This window comes from Mycobacterium novum, assembly GCF_010726505.1.
In the GTDB taxonomy this organism is placed as follows: Bacteria; Actinomycetota; Actinomycetes; order Mycobacteriales; family Mycobacteriaceae; genus Mycobacterium; species Mycobacterium algericum.
Map to the genome: position 1 here is coordinate 2,616,302 of NZ_AP022562.1, position 19,454 is coordinate 2,635,755.

General features: G+C 66.6%; 19 protein-coding genes. 10 read left to right on the forward strand and 9 right to left on the reverse strand.

Annotation, left to right across the window (positions count from 1 at the left end; genetic code table 11):
• Positions 1-69: 69 nt before the first annotated feature.
• On the forward strand, positions 70-1,101 hold the full coding sequence (locus tag G6N19_RS11980; RefSeq protein WP_013830584.1) for an LLM class F420-dependent oxidoreductase: 1,032 nt from the start codon (positions 70-72) through the stop codon (positions 1,099-1,101).
• A 54-nt stretch (positions 1,102-1,155) separates the two neighbouring features.
• Positions 1,156-2,703, forward strand: coding sequence for an acyl-CoA synthetase (locus tag G6N19_RS11985; protein WP_013830583.1), 1,548 nt, complete (start codon positions 1,156-1,158; stop codon positions 2,701-2,703).
• 33 nt (positions 2,704-2,736) lie between these two features.
• On the opposite strand, the gene G6N19_RS11990 is transcribed toward G6N19_RS11985, so the two are convergent.
• From G6N19_RS11990 to G6N19_RS12000, 3 genes are read right to left on the reverse strand one after another with little or no spacing between them, the layout of a single operon-like run.
• Positions 2,737-3,378: a hypothetical protein gene (locus G6N19_RS11990; protein WP_158019501.1), complete on the reverse strand. Its 642-nt coding sequence runs from the start codon at positions 3,376-3,378 to the stop codon at positions 2,737-2,739.
• A 1-nt stretch (position 3,379) separates the two neighbouring features.
• Positions 3,380-4,876: a putative alpha/beta hydrolase gene (locus G6N19_RS11995; protein ID WP_013830581.1), complete on the reverse strand. Its 1,497-nt coding sequence runs from the start codon at positions 4,874-4,876 to the stop codon at positions 3,380-3,382.
• On the reverse strand, positions 4,858-5,172 hold the full coding sequence (locus tag G6N19_RS12000) for a DUF2563 family protein (RefSeq protein ID WP_013830580.1): 315 nt from the start codon (positions 5,170-5,172) through the stop codon (positions 4,858-4,860). Before G6N19_RS12000 ends, G6N19_RS11995 begins: the two co-directional genes overlap by 19 nt.
• A 159-nt stretch (positions 5,173-5,331) precedes the next feature.
• On the opposite strand from G6N19_RS12000, the gene G6N19_RS12005 reads away from it, so the two are divergent.
• From G6N19_RS12005 to G6N19_RS12020, 4 genes are all read left to right on the forward strand, one after another.
• Complete coding sequence (locus tag G6N19_RS12005) at positions 5,332-5,805, forward strand: hypothetical protein (protein WP_081465677.1); 474 nt, start codon at positions 5,332-5,334, stop codon at positions 5,803-5,805.
• Positions 5,798-6,460: a hypothetical protein gene (locus G6N19_RS12010; RefSeq protein WP_158019500.1), complete on the forward strand. Its 663-nt coding sequence runs from the start codon at positions 5,798-5,800 to the stop codon at positions 6,458-6,460. Before G6N19_RS12005 ends, G6N19_RS12010 begins: the two co-directional genes overlap by 8 nt.
• Positions 6,461-6,768: 308 nt before the next feature.
• Positions 6,769-6,906: a hypothetical protein gene (locus G6N19_RS12015; protein WP_193465015.1), complete on the forward strand. Its 138-nt coding sequence runs from the start codon at positions 6,769-6,771 to the stop codon at positions 6,904-6,906.
• A gap of 734 nt (positions 6,907-7,640) precedes the next feature.
• On the forward strand, positions 7,641-8,330 hold the full coding sequence (locus tag G6N19_RS12020; protein WP_193465016.1) for a DUF5631 domain-containing protein: 690 nt from the start codon (positions 7,641-7,643) through the stop codon (positions 8,328-8,330).
• Between the two features lie 159 nt (positions 8,331-8,489).
• On the opposite strand, the gene G6N19_RS12025 is transcribed toward G6N19_RS12020, so the two are convergent.
• Positions 8,490-9,215, reverse strand: coding sequence for an acetoacetate decarboxylase family protein (locus tag G6N19_RS12025; RefSeq protein WP_041320231.1), 726 nt, complete (start codon positions 9,213-9,215; stop codon positions 8,490-8,492).
• Positions 9,216-9,273: 58 nt separating this feature from the next.
• Between G6N19_RS12025 and G6N19_RS12030 the strand changes: the two genes are divergently transcribed.
• Positions 9,274-10,473 (forward strand): cytochrome P450, encoded by a 1,200-nt coding sequence (locus G6N19_RS12030; RefSeq protein WP_193466386.1) that lies wholly within the window; start codon positions 9,274-9,276, stop codon positions 10,471-10,473.
• Between the two features lie 12 nt (positions 10,474-10,485).
• On the opposite strand, the gene G6N19_RS12035 is transcribed toward G6N19_RS12030, so the two are convergent.
• The 3 genes from G6N19_RS12035 to G6N19_RS12045 form a co-directional block, all read right to left on the reverse strand.
• Entirely contained in the window at positions 10,486-11,361 is an 876-nt protein-coding gene (locus G6N19_RS12035; protein ID WP_193465017.1) for a hypothetical protein, read from the reverse strand.
• Between the two features lie 80 nt (positions 11,362-11,441).
• Positions 11,442-12,464, reverse strand: a complete 1,023-nt coding sequence (locus G6N19_RS12040) for an NAD-dependent epimerase/dehydratase family protein (protein WP_193465018.1) — start codon at positions 12,462-12,464, stop codon at positions 11,442-11,444.
• Positions 12,464-13,264, reverse strand: coding sequence for a crotonase/enoyl-CoA hydratase family protein (locus G6N19_RS12045; RefSeq protein ID WP_013830574.1), 801 nt, complete (start codon positions 13,262-13,264; stop codon positions 12,464-12,466). Before G6N19_RS12045 ends, G6N19_RS12040 begins: the two co-directional genes overlap by 1 nt.
• A 60-nt stretch (positions 13,265-13,324) precedes the next feature.
• Here G6N19_RS12045 and G6N19_RS12050 point away from each other — a divergent pair, with 60 nt between their 5' ends.
• Complete coding sequence (locus tag G6N19_RS12050) at positions 13,325-14,986, forward strand: acyl-CoA synthetase (protein WP_193374398.1); 1,662 nt, start codon at positions 13,325-13,327, stop codon at positions 14,984-14,986.
• 62 nt (positions 14,987-15,048) lie between these two features.
• Positions 15,049-16,464, forward strand: coding sequence for a WS/DGAT/MGAT family O-acyltransferase (locus G6N19_RS12055; RefSeq protein WP_193465019.1), 1,416 nt, complete (start codon positions 15,049-15,051; stop codon positions 16,462-16,464).
• Between the two features lie 4 nt (positions 16,465-16,468).
• Here the strand turns inward: G6N19_RS12055 and G6N19_RS12060 are convergent, their stop codons facing one another.
• Together G6N19_RS12060 and G6N19_RS12065 are read right to left on the reverse strand one after the other, a co-directional pair.
• Positions 16,469-18,022, reverse strand: a complete 1,554-nt coding sequence (locus G6N19_RS12060; RefSeq protein WP_193465020.1) for a succinic semialdehyde dehydrogenase — start codon at positions 18,020-18,022, stop codon at positions 16,469-16,471.
• A gap of 42 nt (positions 18,023-18,064) precedes the next feature.
• Positions 18,065-18,865, reverse strand: coding sequence for a serine hydrolase (locus G6N19_RS12065; RefSeq protein WP_408632434.1), 801 nt, complete (start codon positions 18,863-18,865; stop codon positions 18,065-18,067).
• A 142-nt stretch (positions 18,866-19,007) separates the two neighbouring features.
• Here G6N19_RS12065 and G6N19_RS12070 point away from each other — a divergent pair, with 142 nt between their 5' ends.
• On the forward strand, positions 19,008-19,442 hold the full coding sequence (locus G6N19_RS12070; protein WP_193465021.1) for a DUF6636 domain-containing protein: 435 nt from the start codon (positions 19,008-19,010) through the stop codon (positions 19,440-19,442).
• The last annotated feature ends 12 nt before the right edge of the window (positions 19,443-19,454 follow it).

The following is a 19,454-nucleotide window of genomic DNA, read 5'->3' on the forward strand; positions in this document are numbered from 1 at the left end:
CTGACGGTCACGGCATCGAGTAGAACAGGTTCTAGGAATCTGAGCAAGAAGACGAGAAGGAATTCACCGATGAAGCTGGGACTGCAACTGGGATATTGGGGCGCGCAGCCGCCGACCAACCACGCCGAATTGGTGGCCGCGGCCGAGGATGTCGGCTTCGACGCCGTCTTCACCGCCGAAGCCTGGGGTTCGGATGCCTACACGCCGCTGGCGTGGTGGGGGTCCTCGACGTCGCGGGTGCGGCTGGGCACCTCGGTGGTGCAACTGTCGGCGCGCACGCCGACCGCGTGTGCGATGGCCGCGCTGACACTGGATCACCTCTCGGGCGGCCGGCACATCCTCGGGCTCGGTGTCTCTGGCCCACAGGTGGTGGAGGGCTGGTACGGCCAGCGATTCGGCAAGCCGCTGGCCCGCACCCGCGAATACATCGACATCCTGCGCCAGGTGTGGGCGCGTGAGGCCCCGGTGACCAGCGCCGGACCGCACTACCCGCTGCCGTTGTCCGGTGAGGGCACCACCGGGCTGGGCAAGGCGCTCAAGCCGATCACTCACCCGCGCCGCGCCGACATCCCGGTGATGCTCGGTGCGGAAGGGCCGAAGAACGTCGCACTGGCCGCCGAGATCGCCGACGGCTGGCTGCCGATCTTCTACGCACCGCGACTGGCCGACATGTACAACGAATGGCTCGACGAGGGCTTCGCGCGGCCCGGGGCGCGGCGCACCCGCGAGGACTTCGAGATCTGCGCGACCGCCCAGGTGGTCATCACCTCCGATCGCGCCGCGGCGTTCGCCGGCATCAAGCCGTTCCTGGCGCTCTACATGGGCGGCATGGGTTCGGAGGACACCAACTTCCACGCCGAGGTCTACCGCCGGATGGGGTATTCGGAGGTCGTCGACGACGTCACCAAGCTGTTCCGCTCGGACCGCAAAGATGAGGCCGCCAAGGTCATCCCCGACGAACTGGTCGATGACGCCGTGATCGTCGGCGACATCGACTACGTGCGTAAGCAGATCAAGGTGTGGGAGGCCGCCGGGGTGACGATGATGGTCGTCGCCGCGCGCGACACCGCCCAGGTTCAGCAGCTCGCGTCGCTGCTCTGAGCGCGGTGCAGCCTGGCCTTGCAAGCGGACTAGAACACGTTCTAGATTGGCTGGATGAGCGAAGCCGGTCTGTGGAACATCGCCCGTGACACCCCGGATGCCGTCGCGGTGGTCGACGTACACGGCGGCCAGCTGACCTACGGTGAACTGGCCGCCCGTGCCGACCGCTACGGGCGCGGCCTGCAGGCGCTGGGGCTGGAGCCCGGCGATGTGCTGGTGATGGTGCTGCCCAACATCGTCGACACGCTGGCGGTGTACTTCGCCGCCATGCAGACCGGGCTGTACATCGTCGCCATCAACTGGCACCTGACCGGCCCGGAGATCGGCTACATCCTCTCTGACAGCGGCGCGAAAGTCCTTGTCGCCCACGAACGGTTCGCCGAAGCGTCGAAGATCGCCGCCGACGAGGCCGGCCTGCCCGCCGGCAGGCGGTTCGCCGTCGGTGACGTCGACGGGTTCGCCCCGTTGTCGGCACTGGGCGCCGGCGAGGAGGGCAGGCCGGACGTGCGCACCATGGGTGCGGCAATGCTCTACACCTCCGGCACCACCGGCAAGCCCAAGGGCGTCAAGCGTCCGTTGACCGGAGCCGACCCCGACGCGGTGCCGGTCGCCTCCGCCGGCTTCTTCGCGCTGTATGACCTGGCGCCGTTCGACGATCACGTGCATATCTGCGGGTCGCCGCTGTATCACACTGCGGTGCTTAATTTCTCGTCGATCTCCATCCAGCTGGGCCACAAGGTGGTGCTGATGGACAAATGGGACCCCGAGGAGATGCTTTCGCTGATCGCCGAGCACCGGGTGACCCACAGTCACATGGTGCCCACCCAGTTCCGCCGGTTGTTGGCACTGCCGGCCGAGGTGCGGGCGCGCTACGACGTGTCCTCGCTGCGCAACGTCATCCACGGCGCGGCGCCGTGCCCGCCCGAGGTCAAGCGGCAGATGCTGGACTGGTGGGGACCGGTGATCACCGAGTACTACGCGGCTACCGAGGGCGGCGGCACCAAGATCGGCGGTGAGGAGTGGCTGGCCCACCCCGGCTCGGTCGGCAAGGCCTGGCCGTACTCGGTGGTCAAGGTGCTCGACGACGGCGGCAACGAACTGCCGCCGGGCGAGGTCGGCACCGTCTACATGCAGATGGGCGGATCGAGCTTCGCCTACCACAACGACGAGAAGAAAACCGCCGAGAACCGCGCCGGTGACCTGTTCACCGTCGGCGACGTCGGCTATCTCGACGAAGAGGGCTACCTGTTCCTGCAGGACCGCAAGACCAACATGATCATCTCCGGCGGGGTCAACGTCTACCCAGCCGAGATCGAGAACGAACTGATCATGCACCCCAAGGTGCTCGATGTTGCGGTGTTCGGGGTGCCCGACGACGACTGGGGCGAGGCGATCAAGGCCGTCGTGCAGCCGGCAGCGGACGTGGCGGGCGATGCCGCGCTGACCGCCGAGTTGATGGAGTACGCGGCGGCGCGGCTGGCGAAGTTCAAGCTGCCCCGCTCGATCGACTACATCGCCGAGATGCCGCGCGACCCCAACGGCAAGCTGTACAAGCGCAAGTTGCGGGACCCGTACTGGGAGGGGCGGGACGCCAAGATTTAGGGGCGGGTCGACGCCCGTTGGTGAGGTGCAGCGCTATTCGCGTGGCCGCACAATCGCACGGGTCGTCAAATAGTAGGTTGTCAGATACAGCATGGCGAACAGACCGGCCGAAAATATCGACGCGATGATGAACTGAAGGCGTTGTCCTTGCGCGATCGGATAGCGCAACTTCGCTTCGCCGTAGCCCATGCCGATAGCGAACAGTACGCAGAAGCCGGCCATGTACAGGATCAGCTCGCGATAGTGTTGGAGGCTGAATCCTTCGCGTCCGGGCAGAAATGAACAGCACATCGCTACGCCGAAGGCGAGCAAGAATCCCGCGATGATCCACCAGATCTTCGGGGGTGTGGCAATCTGTTCGTGGCGCTGGAGTTTCGCCGTCTCGCCTTCGGACTCGGCATTGATGTGCATCGGTTGGAACGCGTAGATTCTCCCGCGGATTCGAATGTAGGGTGTGTGGACATATGCCCAGCCAACCGTCGCAATCAGTACTACACCGATCGCGCCCAGAGTCTTCGCGGGGTCGGGGTAGGCTGCAAGAAATACGAAGACCCCTGCCAGGAATGCCAAGTACCAATAGAGGCGGCGCCTTGACTCCAGCGGTAACTTCAGGAAATCAAGGCTCCCGCCGGCTGCGATGCACAGACCGGCCGCAATTATGAAGGCATTCGTCATATCAATACCCCCCGGCGGCGTCCACAATACCTTGGCCTACCTTTGAACCTCCGATAATTCCGCCGGCGACAGCGACGGGTACAGCTACCTCAGGGGCGGCCACAAAGGACATCAAGAATGCCGCACCCCAGCCACCGGCGGCACCGCCTGCCCAACGGCCGCCGAATTCGGCGATACCCTGTCCGGCTGGGATCTTGCCGCCCACTACGTCCATTACGGTCAGCGCACCATCCAGTCCGGTGGCCGCGCCCCCCAGGCCCTTACCAAACTTCGCTAGGGCCTCGGCGTCGGCTTTCGAGAAGACGCCAGCGTCGAGCCAATGACGTCCAGTCGGCAGGGCCCCGCCATACTTTTCCAAGCCTCCACCGACAGCATCGGAGGCGTTCGAGAGTTGGTTGAAAAACTCCCTCGGTGATGTCCCGTTCTTGACGGCGTCGACGGCACGCTGGACTCCGGCGGGGGACACTCCGCTATTGCGGAGTCGGTCGGCAAATCCGTTGAGCGCCATCGTGCGAGCGGCGGCTGCGGCATCGTCGAGGGCTCTGGTGGCCTGGTCGCGGGTCATCGGTAAGCCGTCGGGGGGTAGCGAACCGGACTCCAGGCGGCGCTGCAAGTCCAGCCGGTTGGCAGCATTGCTGCGGGCGTCGCCGCCCAGGACGGTGTCCAGCGGTAGTGGGCCGATGAAGCTGGCCATGCGGAAGTCGTCGAGGCGCTCGCCGGCGAGGCGTCGGGCATCGGGATCGGAGGTGGGGTCGGTGGCGGTGGCATAGTCCCGCAGGCGTGCGACGGCGGCGACTTTCTCCGGTGTCATCTCGCCGGGGTTGTCCACCAGTTCCCGGTCGCGGTCACGCTGAGTGGTGCGGTAGCTGTCGGCGGCGTGATCGACCTGCTGGTCTTGGTTGGATTGGCCGTCGCCATCGTAGCCGTGCAGGGGTGTCGGGTCGTAGCCGTCGGCCAGCAGTTTGGCGGTTGAGGCGTGCAGGGTTGCGGCGTAGTCGTCGCGCAGCTTTTCGAGTTGATGCAGGATGCCGGCGGTGTCGTCGATCGCCACCTGCTCCAACTCGCAGGTGTCGACGTTCGTCTGCTGGTACATCCCGATGCGGTTGTCGATGTCTTGGAGCTGGATCTCCAGGGCGTGGATCTTGGCGGCCGCTGATTTCTGTGCCTGGGCCAGCGCGGCGGCGATGGTTTCCAGGTCGGTGCCGATCGCGGTGAGCTGGGCTTGTTGCAGATGCAAGGTGGTGGTGGCGCGCTGCACTTCGGCGGAGTCGTTGATGGGGTGTTCGCCGTTCTCCCGGTTCCAGGCGGCCTGGAATCGTTGACGGGCTTGGGTGAACGCGGCACTGGATTCGGCGGTGCAGGCGCCGGCGTCGTGAAAGGCTCGCGCCAACTCGTCGACGGTGGCTGGGTTGCCGGTTTGCAAGGTGTTGTTGACCTGCCACGGGTCACCGCCGGCGGTGTCGATGAGCAGCGTCAGGTTTATGTGCTGGAGTTGCACTGCACCGCACGAAGTTCGGCCGCATTGTGCTGATCCATGCCGGTGAACGCCCGCGCGGCATAGTGGGCTTTGTCGCCGACATCGGTCAGGGTGCGGCGGTGGCCGTTGAGGATGGTGATGTGGTCGCTGTGGGCGGTGCAGATCGCGTTGTGGTAGACGTCGGCGGCGCCGAAACTGCCGAAGATTCCCGCCGTCACGCCAGGCTGGTGCAGCGACGCCGCGCCGGTGTGGGCATGGTTTGCGGCGCTGTGGGAATGGGACTCGCCCGCCGTCAGCATTGCCGGATCGACGAACATCGTGACTCCTCTACTGCGTCAGCTGCCGTTCAACACTGACAGCCGGCCGTATGGGCGTCAATTCACTCGGGGAATGACCGACAGTCGGCGATTAGCTTCAGCGGAAACAATGATGTAAGCGAAGAATCGGGAGTCGGGTCTACCATCCGTGAGGTGACCATGACACAGCCCTGGCCCGCACCGCCCGCACCAGTCCGATCCCGCAACTGGCTGACAGCGACACTGGCAGCCGTGGCTGTGGTGCTTGCTGCAGCGGCGTTGATCGTGGCGCTCACCCGGTCGGGATCGGGGTCAACTCCTACCTATACGGCGGCACAGAAGGCCGAAGCGAAGACGAAGCTGTGTGATCAATACACGCTCGCCGCGCGCGCGTTAAACATCGAGACACAGCCGGGCGGTGACATAGCGTTGGCGAGGATCTCCATGATCAATGGTGCTCTAATCCTGGACACGTCGGCAGCGGACCCGGCGCTAGATCCGAAATACCGTGACGCCGCGCGCGCTTTGGCGAATTCGTATCAAACTACAGCAGTTATTGGCACCAACGGCATGGCTACCGCTGACCAATACAGAGTTGCGGTTGACGACTCGAATGCTAAAAACCAGGTGATGCAGGAGTTGTGCGGTGCCTGACCTTCCCGACTCTAGGCCGTTCACGTGGATTTTGATCGGTTTGTGGTGGCCTGCGCCGCCCACCCAGCCAGCCGCCGCAATCGGCTTTTGGTCGGCTCAAATGGAGGTCAAACAGCGGGAAGCGGAAGGTGTCAATAATCGTATTACGTTATTGGGGCAGCGGAACAGTGGCCACACTGCTGAGGACATGCTAACGCGTCTGCGGCTGGGTAGAAAGCACCTTCTCGACATTGCCAATCAGTGCCGTGCTAAGAGTGAAGCGAACAAGGCGGTTGCGAAAGCAATAGACGATCTGCGCGCCAGCCTAACTAGCATCGCGAAGTCAGGCAACGACGAAATCGGCAAAATTCTCAAAAAGAATGAAGACGAGCTCGTGAAAGTCGGTGAGATCAACAGCGTGATCTGGAACGCTAACTCGCAGGCTCGCGACGCTGCATCGACCGCGACCACTTCAATAGTTGACGCTACCCAGCAGATGTTTGATGAAACGGGTGTCGACGCCAATTCCCGCGATTGGCTGCAAGAAAACGGCGCTGCTCTCGATGTCCCACCCCCGCGGCAGCCGTTAACGCCGGATGAGGTGGCCCGGGCCCAGAGTTATGACGGTGGCCAGGGGGGGGCTTGGTACCGACGGTCCGCAACGTACCGCGGATGACGGCGTTAACGGCAGGGACGGCGGTAAGGGAGCCTCTGACTCCAACGGTTTACCGGTCCCCGGCAGTGGCGCCGGTAGCGGTGCTGACGGGGGTGGGGGCGGTTTCGGAGGCGCGGACAATACCGCCGGCAACGCAGGTAGCGATGTCGGTCATGCGGGCGTGGGCAATGCTGATAGCGCGGGTGCGGGCAACGCTGGGGCTGGCAATGGTGGCGGTGGCGTCAGTAGCGCGGGAGTCGCTGGAACCAGCAACGCAGCAGGTAGCACAAATGGCTCCAAGGCCGCCAGCGGTTTTGGCAGCGCAGGCGGTGGCAGTGGTAGCGCAGCTGCTGGTAACGGCGGCGGTGGGGGCCAAGCTGGCGTTAACGGTGGTGGTGGTAGCGCAAGTGCTGGTAACGGCGGCGGTGGCCAGCCAGGAAGCGGCGGGGGTAACGGCGGAAGTGTAGGCGGATCACCGAGCGTTGCTGGCGGAGGCTCGGGAGGCGGCGGCGTCGGGGGAATACCCGGTGGCGGCGGATCGGGTGGCGGGCTTGGCGGTACATCGCCCCTGGCATCTTCCATGCCGGGTCTCGGTGGTGGTAGTGGAGCCGGCGCTACACCGCAGAGCCTCCAGGGCGGCGGGTTGAGTCAAGCATTTGCATCGGGTACCCCCGGGGGGCCGGCGGGCCCAGGAGGGCCTGGCGGTCCACCACCATTCGCACAAGGCGGCCCAGGTTCCGCTGGGTTCGGCCAGTCGTCTGGTCCGCAGGTGCCGCCCTCACCATCGGTGACGCCGATGGCGGGTGGGACGCTCGGCAATTTGGGAAGTCTGGCGGGCACCAGCCCAGAGGTTGCTCCGACAGCTTCGACCCCGGGAGCGACAATGCCGACTCCGACAGCGGCCCCGCCCATGACCGCTGGGCCGACCTCGGTACCGTCCGCGCCGATCAGCGCTGGTCCCGCAGCGCCATCCGGTCCGCTGCCGGGCTACGGGGCGGATCTGCGTCCGGCCGGGGCCGTAGCACCCGGCGCACCGACACCGGCGGCTGGCCCCTCCGGCCCGGCATCCCCGTCAGCGCCTGGCGGAGCAACAACTCCGACTTCCGGCAGTACCACCGTCGCATCCTCAGGTGACCGTCCCGTACCGGGCAAGCCGACCTCAGGCACCGGCGGCCAGTCGGGGGCCTCGATAGCGGGCCGGATGGGCGCCGGAGGAATGGCCGGGGCCGGAGCCGGCACCGCCGCCAAACGCATGGCCGAGCAGGACGATGTGCAGCGCAAAGTCGATGCGGTGGCTCGCCAGGCACCGAACCTCGCCTGGGCGGCCGGCTTGCGTGATGATGAGACCACAACAGTGTTGGTGACCGATCTGGCCGGAGGCTGGGTCCCGCCGGGAGTTCTATTGCCCCCCGGTGTCACCCTGCTCGCTCCCGCCCAGCGCCGTCACGACGTCAGCGTGGTTGATCTGCTCGGCGCGGTGATCGCCACCGCGACACACCAGCCCAACACCTATGTCGCTGAAGCCGGCCCCAACGACCCGCTTCCGGGTGCCGGGGAACGCGCCCGTTATGGCCAGCACATCGACGAACTGGGTCCGACCTTGATTGATGCCGCCGGAGCCAGTACGCGCTTGCCGCGGATCGTGCAGACCGTCGGGCGGGCGGTGGCCCGCCGATCCGGGGTCGCCGACAACGAAATTGAACGATTCCGCAACGTCGTCACCGACACCGCAAACAAGGTGCTGTCGGCCTACCCTGACCAGCTGGCCCGAGATGTCGCTGACTGGATGCTGTTGGCGGCCATCGACGCCTTGATCGACGGAAGCGAAGAACTCGCTCGCTATCACTTGGCGTGGCACCAGGTGGTGACTGCGGCCAGGCATGTCGCATGAACGCCCCTGACGGTTCACCGCGCGGTGTGGCAATTGCCGGTCTGAACCAGTTGCTGGAATCAGAAGCATTGGCGCGCCTGGACGCCGCAGACAGGAGGCAAGCGTGGACGACAGCCGCCGCCGCGGTCACCCACCGCCGATCACCAGAGACGAACTCCGCTAGCGGCCCGCCACCTCGGCATCCCCGAACGTCATCTCGACATGCCCGACCGTCGAGGACATCATCGGCCGCTTCGGCAAGCCCAGCGCGGCCAGCTCCTGGGCGTACGGGTGGGTGCCCAGCCGCAGCGTCGTACCACCCACCGTGCCGCGCACACCGGAAACCTTCATCTCCCAAGGCACTTGATGAGTCACACCGTCGAGGTGGCTGAACGCCTGCAGCGTCCGCGGCCGGGAGGTGAAAAGCCCCGGCACCGGTAGCCCGCGTCCGAATTCCATGGTGGCGATGTGCTCGCCGCCGGCGGCCACATCGAAGCCCAGCCGCTTACCGTCGCGAACGGTGAAGTCCGCCATGACCTTCGGGAACCCCCAGATGGTGCGCCCGGCCTCCAACGTGAACTCCTGATCCACCGGCAGGTGGTGGATGAACGCACCGGCGGAGCCCAATGCGCGCCAGCCGCGGGCGGACGAACCCGGCGGGTTGACCATCACCGCGGTACCGAACTCGTGGTACTTGCCCAGATCGCCGTCGATGTAGCGGGCCAGCATCAGGTTGACCACCGCCTGTCCGGGCCGGTGCTGGAAAACCTGCAGGCCGCTGTAGTCGATCATCGCCTGCGCGGCATCCGCCGAAACCGAGAACATCGCGGAATGCACATCCGCCTGACGGACGCGGACCGGCATGGTAAGCACAGTGCCAGCGATGGTGTGCTGTGAAAGAGCCATGACGCCCACTGTAATCCGGAGGACGCTGATGACCGAGGTTATGGCCGATGTGAAGCCGATGACCAAGCCCGATGTCGACCTGACCGACGGCACCTTCTACTCCGACGGCGGAGCGCGCGCCGCCTACAAGTGGATGCGCGCTCACGAGCCGGTGTTCCGGGACCGCAACGGTCAGGCCGCCGCGGCCAGCTACGCCGCGGTGATCGACGCCGAGCGCAACCCGGAGCTGTTCTCCAGCACCGGCGGCATCCGTCCCGACCAGCCGGGCATGCCCTACATGATCGACATGGACGACCCGGAGCACCTGGTGCGCCGCAAGCTGGTCAACGCCGGCTTCACCCGCAAGCGGGTGCATGCCCAGCTGCCGTCCATCGGGCAACTCTGTGACACCTTGATCGACGCCGTCTGCGAACGCGGCGAGTGCGACTTCGTCCGCGACATCGCCGCTCCGCTGCCCATGGCGGTGATCGGCGACATGCTCGGTGTACTGCCGGAAGAACGCTCGATGCTGCTGAAATGGTCCGACGACCTGGTTGCCGGGCAGAGCTCCCACCTGGATCCGGAGTCGGCGACGTTTCAGGCGGTCATGGAGGCGTTCGCCGGCTGGACCGAGTTCACCAGAGACATCATCGTCAAACGTCGGGCAGAGCCCACCGACGACCTGTTCTCCGTGCTGGTCAACGCCGAGGTGGACGGCGCGGTGATGTCGGATGACGAGATCATCTTCGAGACCCTGTTGATCCTGATCGGCGGCGACGAGACTACTCGGCACACGCTGTCCGGTGGCACCGAACAGTTGCTGCGCCACCGCGATCAGTGGGACATGCTGCGCGCCGACGCGAGTCTGCTGCCCGGGGCGATCGAGGAGATGTTGCGCTGGACCTCTCCGGTGAAGAACATGTGCCGCACGTTGACCGCCGACACCGAGTTCCACGGCACCGAGCTCAAGCAGGGCGAGAAGATCATGCTGATGTTCGAGTCGGCGAACTTTGACGAGTCGGTGTTCGACGACCCCGAACGGTTCGACATCAAGCGCGACCCCAACAGCCATGTCGCGTTCGGCTTCGGCACCCACTTCTGTATGGGCAACCAGTTGGCCAGACTAGAGCTTTCGCTGATGACCGAGCGGGTACTGCAGCGGCTGCCGGATCTGCGGCTGGCCGACGGCGCAGAGGTGCCGCTGCGTCCGGCGAACTTCGTATCCGGCCCGGTGTCCATGCCGGTGGTGTTCACGCCGAGCGAGCCGGTGTTGGGGTAGCCGAGCGTGTACTCAGCGCGAAAAGCGCGCCCGAAAATCGCTGGGAGTACACGCTCGTCGCGCCCAGGCCGCCGCGACTCGGCCGAGGATGCCGCCTTCGGTGTCTTCGAGGGTGATCCGCAGGTCGATCCAGCCGAGCCCGGTCACCGTCTCGTGGCGCCGGATGTCTTGGTTGAAGCGCCGTCGATTGGTGCGGTGATGTTCGCCTTCGTAGTCGAGGCCGACCATGACCTCCTTCCAGCCCATGTCTAGGACCGCGACAAGCTGCTGCCATTCGTCGTAAACCGGGATCTGTGTCTGCGGCGGCGGATAGCCGGCCCGGATGAGGACCAGTCGCAACTGGGATTCCCGTGGTGAGTCAGAACCGGTGTCGACGAGCGGGAGCGCCATTCGGGCATCACAGATCCCGCGGCGCCCCCGGTATCTTTCGGCCAGCAACTCGACGTCGGTGATCTTGAGGTCGGTGGCCTGTCCGAGGGCGTCGATGGCCGCGACGGCGTTGACCTGGGGATAGCGACAGGCCAGGTCCAATGCGGTGCGAGCCGGCGATGTCACCGGTATGCCGCCGATCAGCTGCACCTCGTCGTCATCGACGCGGTCCGACCAGGTGCGGATGTGCTTGGGTGGCCGGCGACAGTCGTAGAGCAGCTCCGCCGGTGCGTGATCATCGACCCATTTCGCCCCGTGCAGCGCGGCGGCCGACTGGCCCGCGACGACGCCGCGTCTCCGCGACCACAGCCATGCGGCTTGGGCTCGCAATACCGCGGTGGGTCTCGTACCGGCTGGTACATAAACGTCCGGATGGATCGCGACGAATCGGCTCCGCAAGGCGTACGGGGTCAGCCGGCCGCTTCGGACGGCCTCGCTGCCCAGGAACGGTGTCGCCATGGCGGAAGTCTGCCTACGACCCCCGACAGAAACGCCGAACGTGTACTGGCTGCGAAAATCCCGGCGGAATTTCGCAGTGGTTACACGTTCGGCGGGGTGGCGGGCGGGGAGACCGGCGCGCTGGGGCTGAGCCCGGCCCGCAGCGACTCCACGATCGCCTCGATTGGCGAGCGCCACTGCAATCCCAGATCAGCCAACGTGGCCGAGTCGTCGGTCGGGGTGGCCGAGGTCAGCAACCAGGCCGCCTCGTAGCTCAGCGACTCCGGCAGCGGCAGCAACTTACTGGCCAGATCGCTGACCCGACCGATGCCCTTGAAAGCGCTGGGAGCCACCCGGATTCGGCGCACCGGCTTACCCAGGCCGCGCTCCACCGCGGCGATCATCTCGTCGAAGCCGACCATGATCCCGCCGCACAGGTAGCGGTGCGGGCCGCGGCCGGGCCGCATCAGCGCCTCGTGCACCCGGCCGACATCGCGCACGTCGACCATCGCCATGCCGCCGCGCACCACCGGCGCCACCCGATACTTCACGATCGGCGCCCAGCCCCGCTCGGTGACGCCGGGGGCCGTCCAGAACGCCGGACCGACCACGCTGGAGGGATAGGTGACCACGACCGGGTGCCCCTCGTCCTGTAGCCGGCGGGCCACCCGCTCGCCGTAGGCCTTGGTGCGGGCGTAGGCGCTGCGGCCGGGCACGGTGGGCGAGTCCGGGCCGATCACACCGTCGGGCGGCGGGAACAGCGCGCTGTAGCTGCTGACCGACACCACCGGATCGAGCTTGGCTTCCACCGCGCGGGTCAGGATCGCCTCGGTGGCATAGGCGTTGATGTCCCACATCAACTTCTCTTGCCGATCGTTGGTGCCGACCACCCCCGCGGCGTGCAGCACCGCGTCGCAGCCGTCCAGCAGCGCGGCCACCACTGCGGTGTCGCGGATGTCGCCGTTGAGCACCTCCAGTGCGCCCAACTCGCGAAGCCGGGGGATGACGGGCTCGTCGCCGCAGCCCGGCGCGACCAACAACCGCACCGCGTGCCCGGCTTCCAACATCGCCTTGACGGTGTGGGCGCCGACGTAGCCGGTGCCGCCGGTGACAGCGATCCGCATCAGCGGTTCTTGAACTCGGGCCTGCGTTTCTCGGCGAAGGCGCGCGGCCCCTCCTTGGCGTCCTCGCTCAAGAACACCTTGATGCCGATCTTGGTGTCGATCGCGAAGGCGTCGTTCTCGTGCATGCCCTCGGTCTCGTGGATGGTGCGCAGCATCGCCTGCACCGCCAGCGGGCCGTTGTTGTTGATCTGCTCGGCGATCTCCAGCGCCTTGTCCAGCGCGGAGCCGTCGGGCACGACGTGGCCGATCAGGCCCATCTCCAGCGCCTCGGCGGCGGTGATGTGCCGACCGGTGAAGAGCAGGTCACACGCCATCGTGTAGGGAATCTGGCGCACCAGTCGCACCGCGGAGCCGCCCATCGGGTACAGGCTCCACTTGGCCTCGGAGATGCCGAACTTCGCGCTTTGCCCGGCGATGCGGATGTCGGTGCCCTGCAGGATCTCGGTGCCCCCGGCGATTGCGGGTCCTTCGACCGCGGCGATCAGCGGCTTGGTCAGCCGGCGGCCCTTGAGCAGTCCGTCGATGCGCGAGGGGTCGTAGCTGCCGTCTTTGAACGAGTCGCCGGGCGCTTTCTTGTTGGCCGCCTTGAGGTCCATGCCCGCGCAGAAGTAGCCGCCCGCCCCGGTCAGAATGCACGAGCGGATCTCGTCGTCGTTGTCCACCCGGTCCCAGGCCTCGACCATGATCGCCAGCATTTCGCCGCTCAACGCGTTGCGGGCCTCGGGCCGGTTCAGCGTGACGATCAGCGTGTGTCCGCGCTGTTCAACCAGGGCGTGGGGCTGTTGTGACGACTCGCTCACCGGCGTCCGCCTTTCCGCGTTGAGGCCTCGACTTGAAAACGAAATGTAACACGTTCTAGTTTGTGTGGTGTGGCTCTCAACATCGCGGATCTCGCCGAACACGCCGTCGACGCCGTTCCGGATCGGGTTGCCCTGATCTGTGGGGACGAGCAGCTGACCTACGCCCAACTGGAGGAGAAGGCCAACCGGCTGGCCCACTACTTGATCGACCAGGGCGTCAAGAAGGACGACAAGGTCGGACTGTACTGCCGCAACCGCAACGAGATCGTCGTTGCGATGCTCGGCATCATCAAGGCCGGCGCCATCCTGGTCAACGTCAACTTCCGCTACGTCGAGGGCGAGCTGCGCTACCTGTTCGACAACTCCGACATGGTCGCGCTGGTGCATGAACGGCAATACGCCGACCGGGTCGCCAACGTGCTGCCCGACACCCCGAACGTCAAGACCATCCTGGTGATCGAGGACGGCTCCGACGGCGACTACCAGCGCTACGGCGGTGTGGAGTTCGAGGCCGCGCTGGCGCAGGGCTCGCCCGAGCGCGACTTCGGGCCGCGCAGCGCTGACGACATCTACCTGCTCTACACCGGCGGCACCACCGGGTTCCCCAAGGGCGTGATGTGGCGCCACGAGGACATCTACCGGGTGCTGTTCGGCGGCACCGACTTCGCCACCGGCGAGCCGATCGCCGACGAGTACGACCTGGCCAAGCAGGCCGCCGCCAACCCGCCGATGATCCGCCACCCGATCCCGCCGATGATCCACGGCGCCACCCAGTCGGCGACCTGGATGTCACTGTTCAGCGGCCAAACCGTGGTGCTGGCACCGGAATTCGACGCCGATCAGGTGTGGCGCACCATCCACGACCACAAGGTGAACCTGCTGTTCTTCACCGGCGACGCCATGGCGCGCCCGCTGCTCGACGCGCTGCTGGCCGCCCAGGCCGCCGGCGAAGAGTATGACCTGTCATCGCTGTTCCTGCTGGCATCCACCGCGGCGCTGTTCAGCCCCAGCATCAAGGAGAAGCTGCTGGAGCTGCTGCCCAACCGGATCATCACCGACTCCATCGGGTCGAGCGAAACCGGGTTCGGCGGCACCAGCATCGTCGCCAAGGGCGAGGCGCACACCGGCGGTCCCCGGGTCACCATCGACAAGACCACCGTGGTGCTCGACGAGGACGGCAACGAAGTCCAGCCCGGCTCCGGCGTGCGCGGCATCATCGCCAAGCGCGGCCACATCCCCGTCGGCTACTACAAGGACGAGAAGAAGACCGCCGAGACCTTCCGCACCATCAACGGCGTGCGCTACGCCATCCCGGGCGACTACGCGCAGGTCGAGGCCGACGGCACCGTCACCATGCTCGGTCGCGGCTCGGTGTCGATCAACTCCGGGGGCGAGAAGATCTACCCCGAGGAGGTCGAGGCCGCCCTCAAAACCCACCCGGACGTGTTCGACGCTTTGGTGGTCGGTGTGCCCGACGCCCGCTACGGCCAACACGTGGCCGCGGTGGTGCAGCCGCGCGGCGATGCTCGGCCGTCGCTGGAGGAGATCAACACCTGCGCACGCACCGAGATCGCCGGCTACAAGGTGCCCCGCAGTCTGTGGTTCGTCGACGAGGTCAAGCGTTCCCCGGCCGGAAAGCCCGACTACCGGTGGGCCAAGGAGCAAACCGAAGCCCGTCCCGCCGACGAGGTGCACGCCAAGCACGTAGCGGCCGACAGCTAGCTTCGGCAGATTTTCTGGCGGTGAGCCGCCCCCGGCGCAGCTGTCCACGTTAGTCTCGGTCGATGCAGCGACTTTCGGGCGTCGACGCCGCGTTCTGGTCTGCCGAGACTGCGGGCTGGCACATGCACATCGGGGGGCTGGCGATCCTGGATACCAGCCAGGCACCGAATTACAGTTTTGAGCTGGTCCGCCAACTGCTGATCGAGCGGCTACCGCAACTGCCGCAGCTGCGCTGGAAGGTCAGCGGTGCGCCGCTGGGTCTGGACCGGCCGTGGTTCATCGAAGACAACGAACTCGACATCGACTTTCATGTGCGGCGTATCGGCGTCCCGGCCCCGGGCGGGCGCCGCGAGGTCGAAGAGCTCGTAGGCCGGCTGATGTCCTACAAACTGGACCGTTCCCGACCGCTGTGGGAAGTGTGGGTGATCGAGGGGGTCAACGGCGGCCGGGTCGCGACGTTGACGAAGATGCACCACGCGATCGTCGACGGTGTCTCGGGCGCGGGCCTCTCCGAGATCATGCTGGACGTCACGCCGGAGCCGCGTCCACCGGACCCGCAAGCGATCGGATCGCCGACCGATGACGGCATTCCCAGCTTCGAGCGCCGTGCCATCGGTGCGCTGGTCAACGTCGCGGTCATGACGCCGTTTCGCATCGGCCGGCTGCTGCAACAGACCGTCCGTCAGCAGATCGCCACGATCGGCCTGGGCGTGGCACGTAAACCGCCGCGCTACTTCGACGCCCCGGTGACCCGGTTCAACGCCAGCGTGTCGCCGCACCGGCGGATCACCGCCTGCCGCGTCGAGTTGGCCCGGGTCAAGGCCGTCAAGGACGCCTACGGCGTGAAACTCAACGACGTCGTGCTCGCCATGGTCGCCGGCGCCGTCCGGCAATATCTGGGCGAGCGCGGGGAGTTGCCGGACAAGCCGCTGGTCGCTCAGATCCCGGTGTCGACCCGCACCGAGGCGAGCCAGGGCGAGGTCGGCAACAAGGTCAGTTCGATGACGGTGTCGTTGGCCACCGATCTCGAGGGCGCCGGTCAGCGGCTCAAGATGATCCACGAGAACACCCAGAGCGCCAAGCAGATGGCCAAGGCGCTGTCGGCGCACCAGATCATGGGACTGACCGACACAACTCCGCCCGGGCTGCTGCAGCTTGCCGCGCGCGCCTACACCGCGACCGGCCTGTCGAATCGGCTGGCCCCGATCAACCTCGTCGTCTCCAACGTTCCCGGCCCGTCGTTCCCGCTCTACATGGCCGGCGCGGAAGTGGAATCGCTGGTGCCGCTGGGGCCGCCGGTCATGGATGTGGCGCTGAACATCACGTGCTTCTCCTATCGCGACCACCTCGACTTCGGGTTCGTGACCACGCCGGAAGTCGCCGAGGACATCCACAAGATGGCCGATGCCATCGAACCGGCGCTGGCGGATCTGGAGCGCGCCGCCGGTCGGAGTAAGCCCCGGGCCGGGAGGCGTTGAAGTGCTACCGGCCGGGTAGTGCCTGCACCAGGCGGATCATCGGGGTCAGCAGCTTCTGCCACAGCGGGCCCGAGATCCCCAGCGGCGGATCCAGATTCAGCACCCGGGCGGTCGAAACCGTCTGCGACTCGGTGTACTTCAGAATGCCGTCGGCGCCGTGGCGCCGGCCCACCCCGGAGGCCTTCATCCCGCCCATCGGTGCCGCGGTGCTACCAAAGGCCAGCGCGTAACCTTCGTCGACGTTGACGGTGCCGGACTTGACGCGGGCGGCGATCGCCTCACCCTGCGCCTTGGTTGCAGCCCAGACGCTGGCGTTGAGCCCGTACTCGGTGTCGTTGGCGCGTGCGATCGCCTCATCGATGCTGTCGACCGGGTAGATGGAGACCACCGGGCCGAACGTCTCGTTTCGGCCGCACTCCATCTCGTCGGTGACGTCGGTCAGCACCGTGGGTTCGAAGAACAGCGGCCCGATGTCGGGGCGGGCGTTTCCGCCGGCGATAACCTTGGCGCCCTTGGCCTTTGCGTCATCTACATGGTTGGAGACGGTCTTGATCTGGTCTTCGGAGATCAGGCTGCCCATGTCGGCGGAGAAGTCGTAGGCGCCCGAGAGCTTCATGGCGCGCACCTGCTCGGCGAACTTCGCGGCGAACTCGTCGGCGATCTCCCGCTCGACATAGATCCGCTCGATGGAGATGCACAACTGGCCGGCGTTGGAGAAGCAGGCGCGGGTGGCGGCCTTGGCGACCTCCGAAAGGTTCGCGCCCTTGGTGACGATCATCGGGTTCTTGCCGCCCAGCTCCGCGGAGAACCCGATCAGCCGGGCGCCGCACTGCTCGGCCAGCGACCGGCCGGTGGCGCTGGAGCCGGTGAACATCAGGTAGTCGCACTGCTGCACGATCGCCGTGCCGACCACCGATCCCGGACCGGGCACCACCGCGAACAGCTCACGCGGCAGACCGGCCTGGTACAGCAGTTCGGCGTTGGCCAGCGTGCAGTACGGGGTCTGGCTGTCTGGTTTGACCACTACGGCATTACCGGCCAGCAATGCGGGGATGGCATCCGAAATCGACAGTGTCATCGGGTAATTCCACGGTGAGATGACCCCGACGACGCCCTTGGGATGGTGGTTGACCACGGTCTTGACGATGCCGGGCAGCAGACCCTGCACCCGCTTGGAGGCCAGCAACTTGGCGGCCTGGCGCGCGTAGTACCGCGCGTTGAGCATGATGTCGACGATCTCCTCCTGGGCCGCCGAACGGGCCTTGCCGGTCTCGGCCTGGGCGACGTCCATCAGGAAGTCCCGGTTGGCGATCACCAGGTCGCGGTAGCCCTCGATGATCGCGCAGCGCTCCTTGACGCTGCGGGCCGCCCACTGCTGCTGGGCGGCGCGGGCCTTGGCGAAGGCCGCCGTCACATCCTCGGCGGTGCCCACCGGGATGGTGGTCAGCGGTTTGCCGGTGAAGACCTCGTCGATGGTCTTCGACTGCCGCCCGTCGATGTCATCGATGGCGGCCAGTGCGCGCAGCCGGTCGAATGCTGCGGCGGACGGAGCGGGCATGGCTGTCTCCTACTCGCGGGTAACAAGTGGTTAGCCGCCAACCTACCCGGCGCAGCGGCCGCCCGGTAGCGCGGCGGCATTGGCGCTGAGCCACTGGGTCATCTGGTTGAGGGCGGCCACCCCGGAGTCGAAGCTGCCGTCGTTGGGCTCGGCGGCCATCGCCACCGCAAGATCACCATGGGGGCTGCGGACGATACCGAACTGTCGCACCAGGTAGCCGCCGCCGGGGCCGGGCCCCCAGCCGCCTTTGCTGGGGACGCTCAGGCCGGCCAGCCCCCACCGCTGGCTGGTCACGGTGTTGCGCATCAGACTGTAGACGGGCGCGCCGGCGGCCAGGCACGGCAGATGGGCGGCGAACACCGCCTGGCGGCCCAGCGGCCACTGGGTCTGGCCGAAGGCGCTGAATTCCGGCCGCAGCCGCCGGGATTCGACCGCGGTGCCGGTGTCGCCGAAGGCCCGCAGCACGGCCTGCACCTGCTGGGCGGCCTGCGGCGCCGGCCCGAGCTCGGACCACAACTTCTCGGCGGCGTCGTTGTCCGAGGCGGTGACGGCCCTGGCCGCGAGGTCTTGCGCGTTGGGGCGGTTGGCGTGGATTGCGGCGATCGCCAGCGGGACCTTGATGGTCGACCAGGCCACCCCGTTCTGCAGGGCGCCGAGCGTAACGACGCCGTTCTGGCCGACCGGAGCGTAGGCGATGCCGATGGTGGCCGGCACGGTGCCGGCCAACTGTGCGAAGGCGGGCTGCAGCGGATCGGCGGAGGCGGGGGAGGCCGGCGAAACAGGGGAGGCCAGGGCCAACAGGGCAGCCAGGACCGTGGTGAGTACTCGACGGGCGACAGGCATTGCCTCAGTATTGCGCGGTGGGCGGCCGAAACCGTGGTGGTCGATGGGCGGGTCGGCCGCTGTGCACCATCCTTGGGGACCACCGACGTGGAAACATTCACGAAAAGCCGCACTCATTTCTATTTAGGATTATCGTCTCGGTATGAAAGCTCCCGTCCGCGCAGCGGCGATCGCCGTAGCCACTCTGACCGCCGCGGCGATCAGCGGCGCCCCCACGGCCGCAGCCCAGCCGGAAATGTATTTCTTCGAGTCGCCCAGTGGAAACATCGCGTGTCTGTCGGCCTCGGACTGGGTCCGCTGCGATATCCGCGAGCGGGACTGGTCACCGCCGCCGCGGCCGGCGGATTGCCCCAGCCAGACCGGCTACGGTCAGGGCATCAACCTCGAGGCCACCGGAAAGCCCACGTTCGTCTGCGCCGGCGACACCACCTTCGGTGGCGACGCGCGCACCCTGCGCTACGGCGATCGGGATGCGACGACCGGCTACACCTGCTTCAGCGAGCAGTCGGGCATCAGGTGCGAGAACCGCGACGACCACGGATTCACGATCAGCCGCGAGTCCTACGAACTCTTCTGATTCCCGGTGCAC

Excerpts from the sequence above, each read along its gene's own strand:
- G6N19_RS11980 (WP_013830584.1), top strand. The coding sequence starts at position 70 with ATGAAGCTGGGACTGCAACTGGGATATTGGGGCGCGCAGCCGCCGACC.
- G6N19_RS11985 (WP_013830583.1), top strand. The coding sequence starts at position 1,156 with ATGAGCGAAGCCGGTCTGTGGAACATCGCCCGTGACACCCCGGATGCC.
- G6N19_RS11990 (WP_158019501.1), bottom strand. The coding sequence starts at position 3,378 with ATGACGAATGCCTTCATAATTGCGGCCGGTCTGTGCATCGCAGCCGGC.
- G6N19_RS12000 (WP_013830580.1), bottom strand. The coding sequence starts at position 5,172 with ATGTTCGTCGATCCGGCAATGCTGACGGCGGGCGAGTCCCATTCCCAC.
- G6N19_RS12005 (WP_081465677.1), top strand. The coding sequence starts at position 5,332 with ATGACACAGCCCTGGCCCGCACCGCCCGCACCAGTCCGATCCCGCAAC.
- G6N19_RS12020 (WP_193465016.1), top strand. The coding sequence starts at position 7,641 with ATGGGCGCCGGAGGAATGGCCGGGGCCGGAGCCGGCACCGCCGCCAAA.
- G6N19_RS12025 (WP_041320231.1), bottom strand. The coding sequence starts at position 9,215 with ATGGCTCTTTCACAGCACACCATCGCTGGCACTGTGCTTACCATGCCG.
- G6N19_RS12030 (WP_193466386.1), top strand. The coding sequence starts at position 9,274 with ATGACCAAGCCCGATGTCGACCTGACCGACGGCACCTTCTACTCCGAC.
- G6N19_RS12035 (WP_193465017.1), bottom strand. The coding sequence starts at position 11,361 with ATGGCGACACCGTTCCTGGGCAGCGAGGCCGTCCGAAGCGGCCGGCTG.
- G6N19_RS12040 (WP_193465018.1), bottom strand. The coding sequence starts at position 12,464 with ATGCGGATCGCTGTCACCGGCGGCACCGGCTACGTCGGCGCCCACACC.
- G6N19_RS12055 (WP_193465019.1), top strand. The coding sequence starts at position 15,049 with ATGCAGCGACTTTCGGGCGTCGACGCCGCGTTCTGGTCTGCCGAGACT.
- G6N19_RS12060 (WP_193465020.1), bottom strand. The coding sequence starts at position 18,022 with ATGCCCGCTCCGTCCGCCGCAGCATTCGACCGGCTGCGCGCACTGGCC.
- G6N19_RS12065 (WP_408632434.1), bottom strand. The coding sequence starts at position 18,865 with ATGCCTGTCGCCCGTCGAGTACTCACCACGGTCCTGGCTGCCCTGTTG.
- G6N19_RS12070 (WP_193465021.1), top strand. The coding sequence starts at position 19,008 with ATGAAAGCTCCCGTCCGCGCAGCGGCGATCGCCGTAGCCACTCTGACC.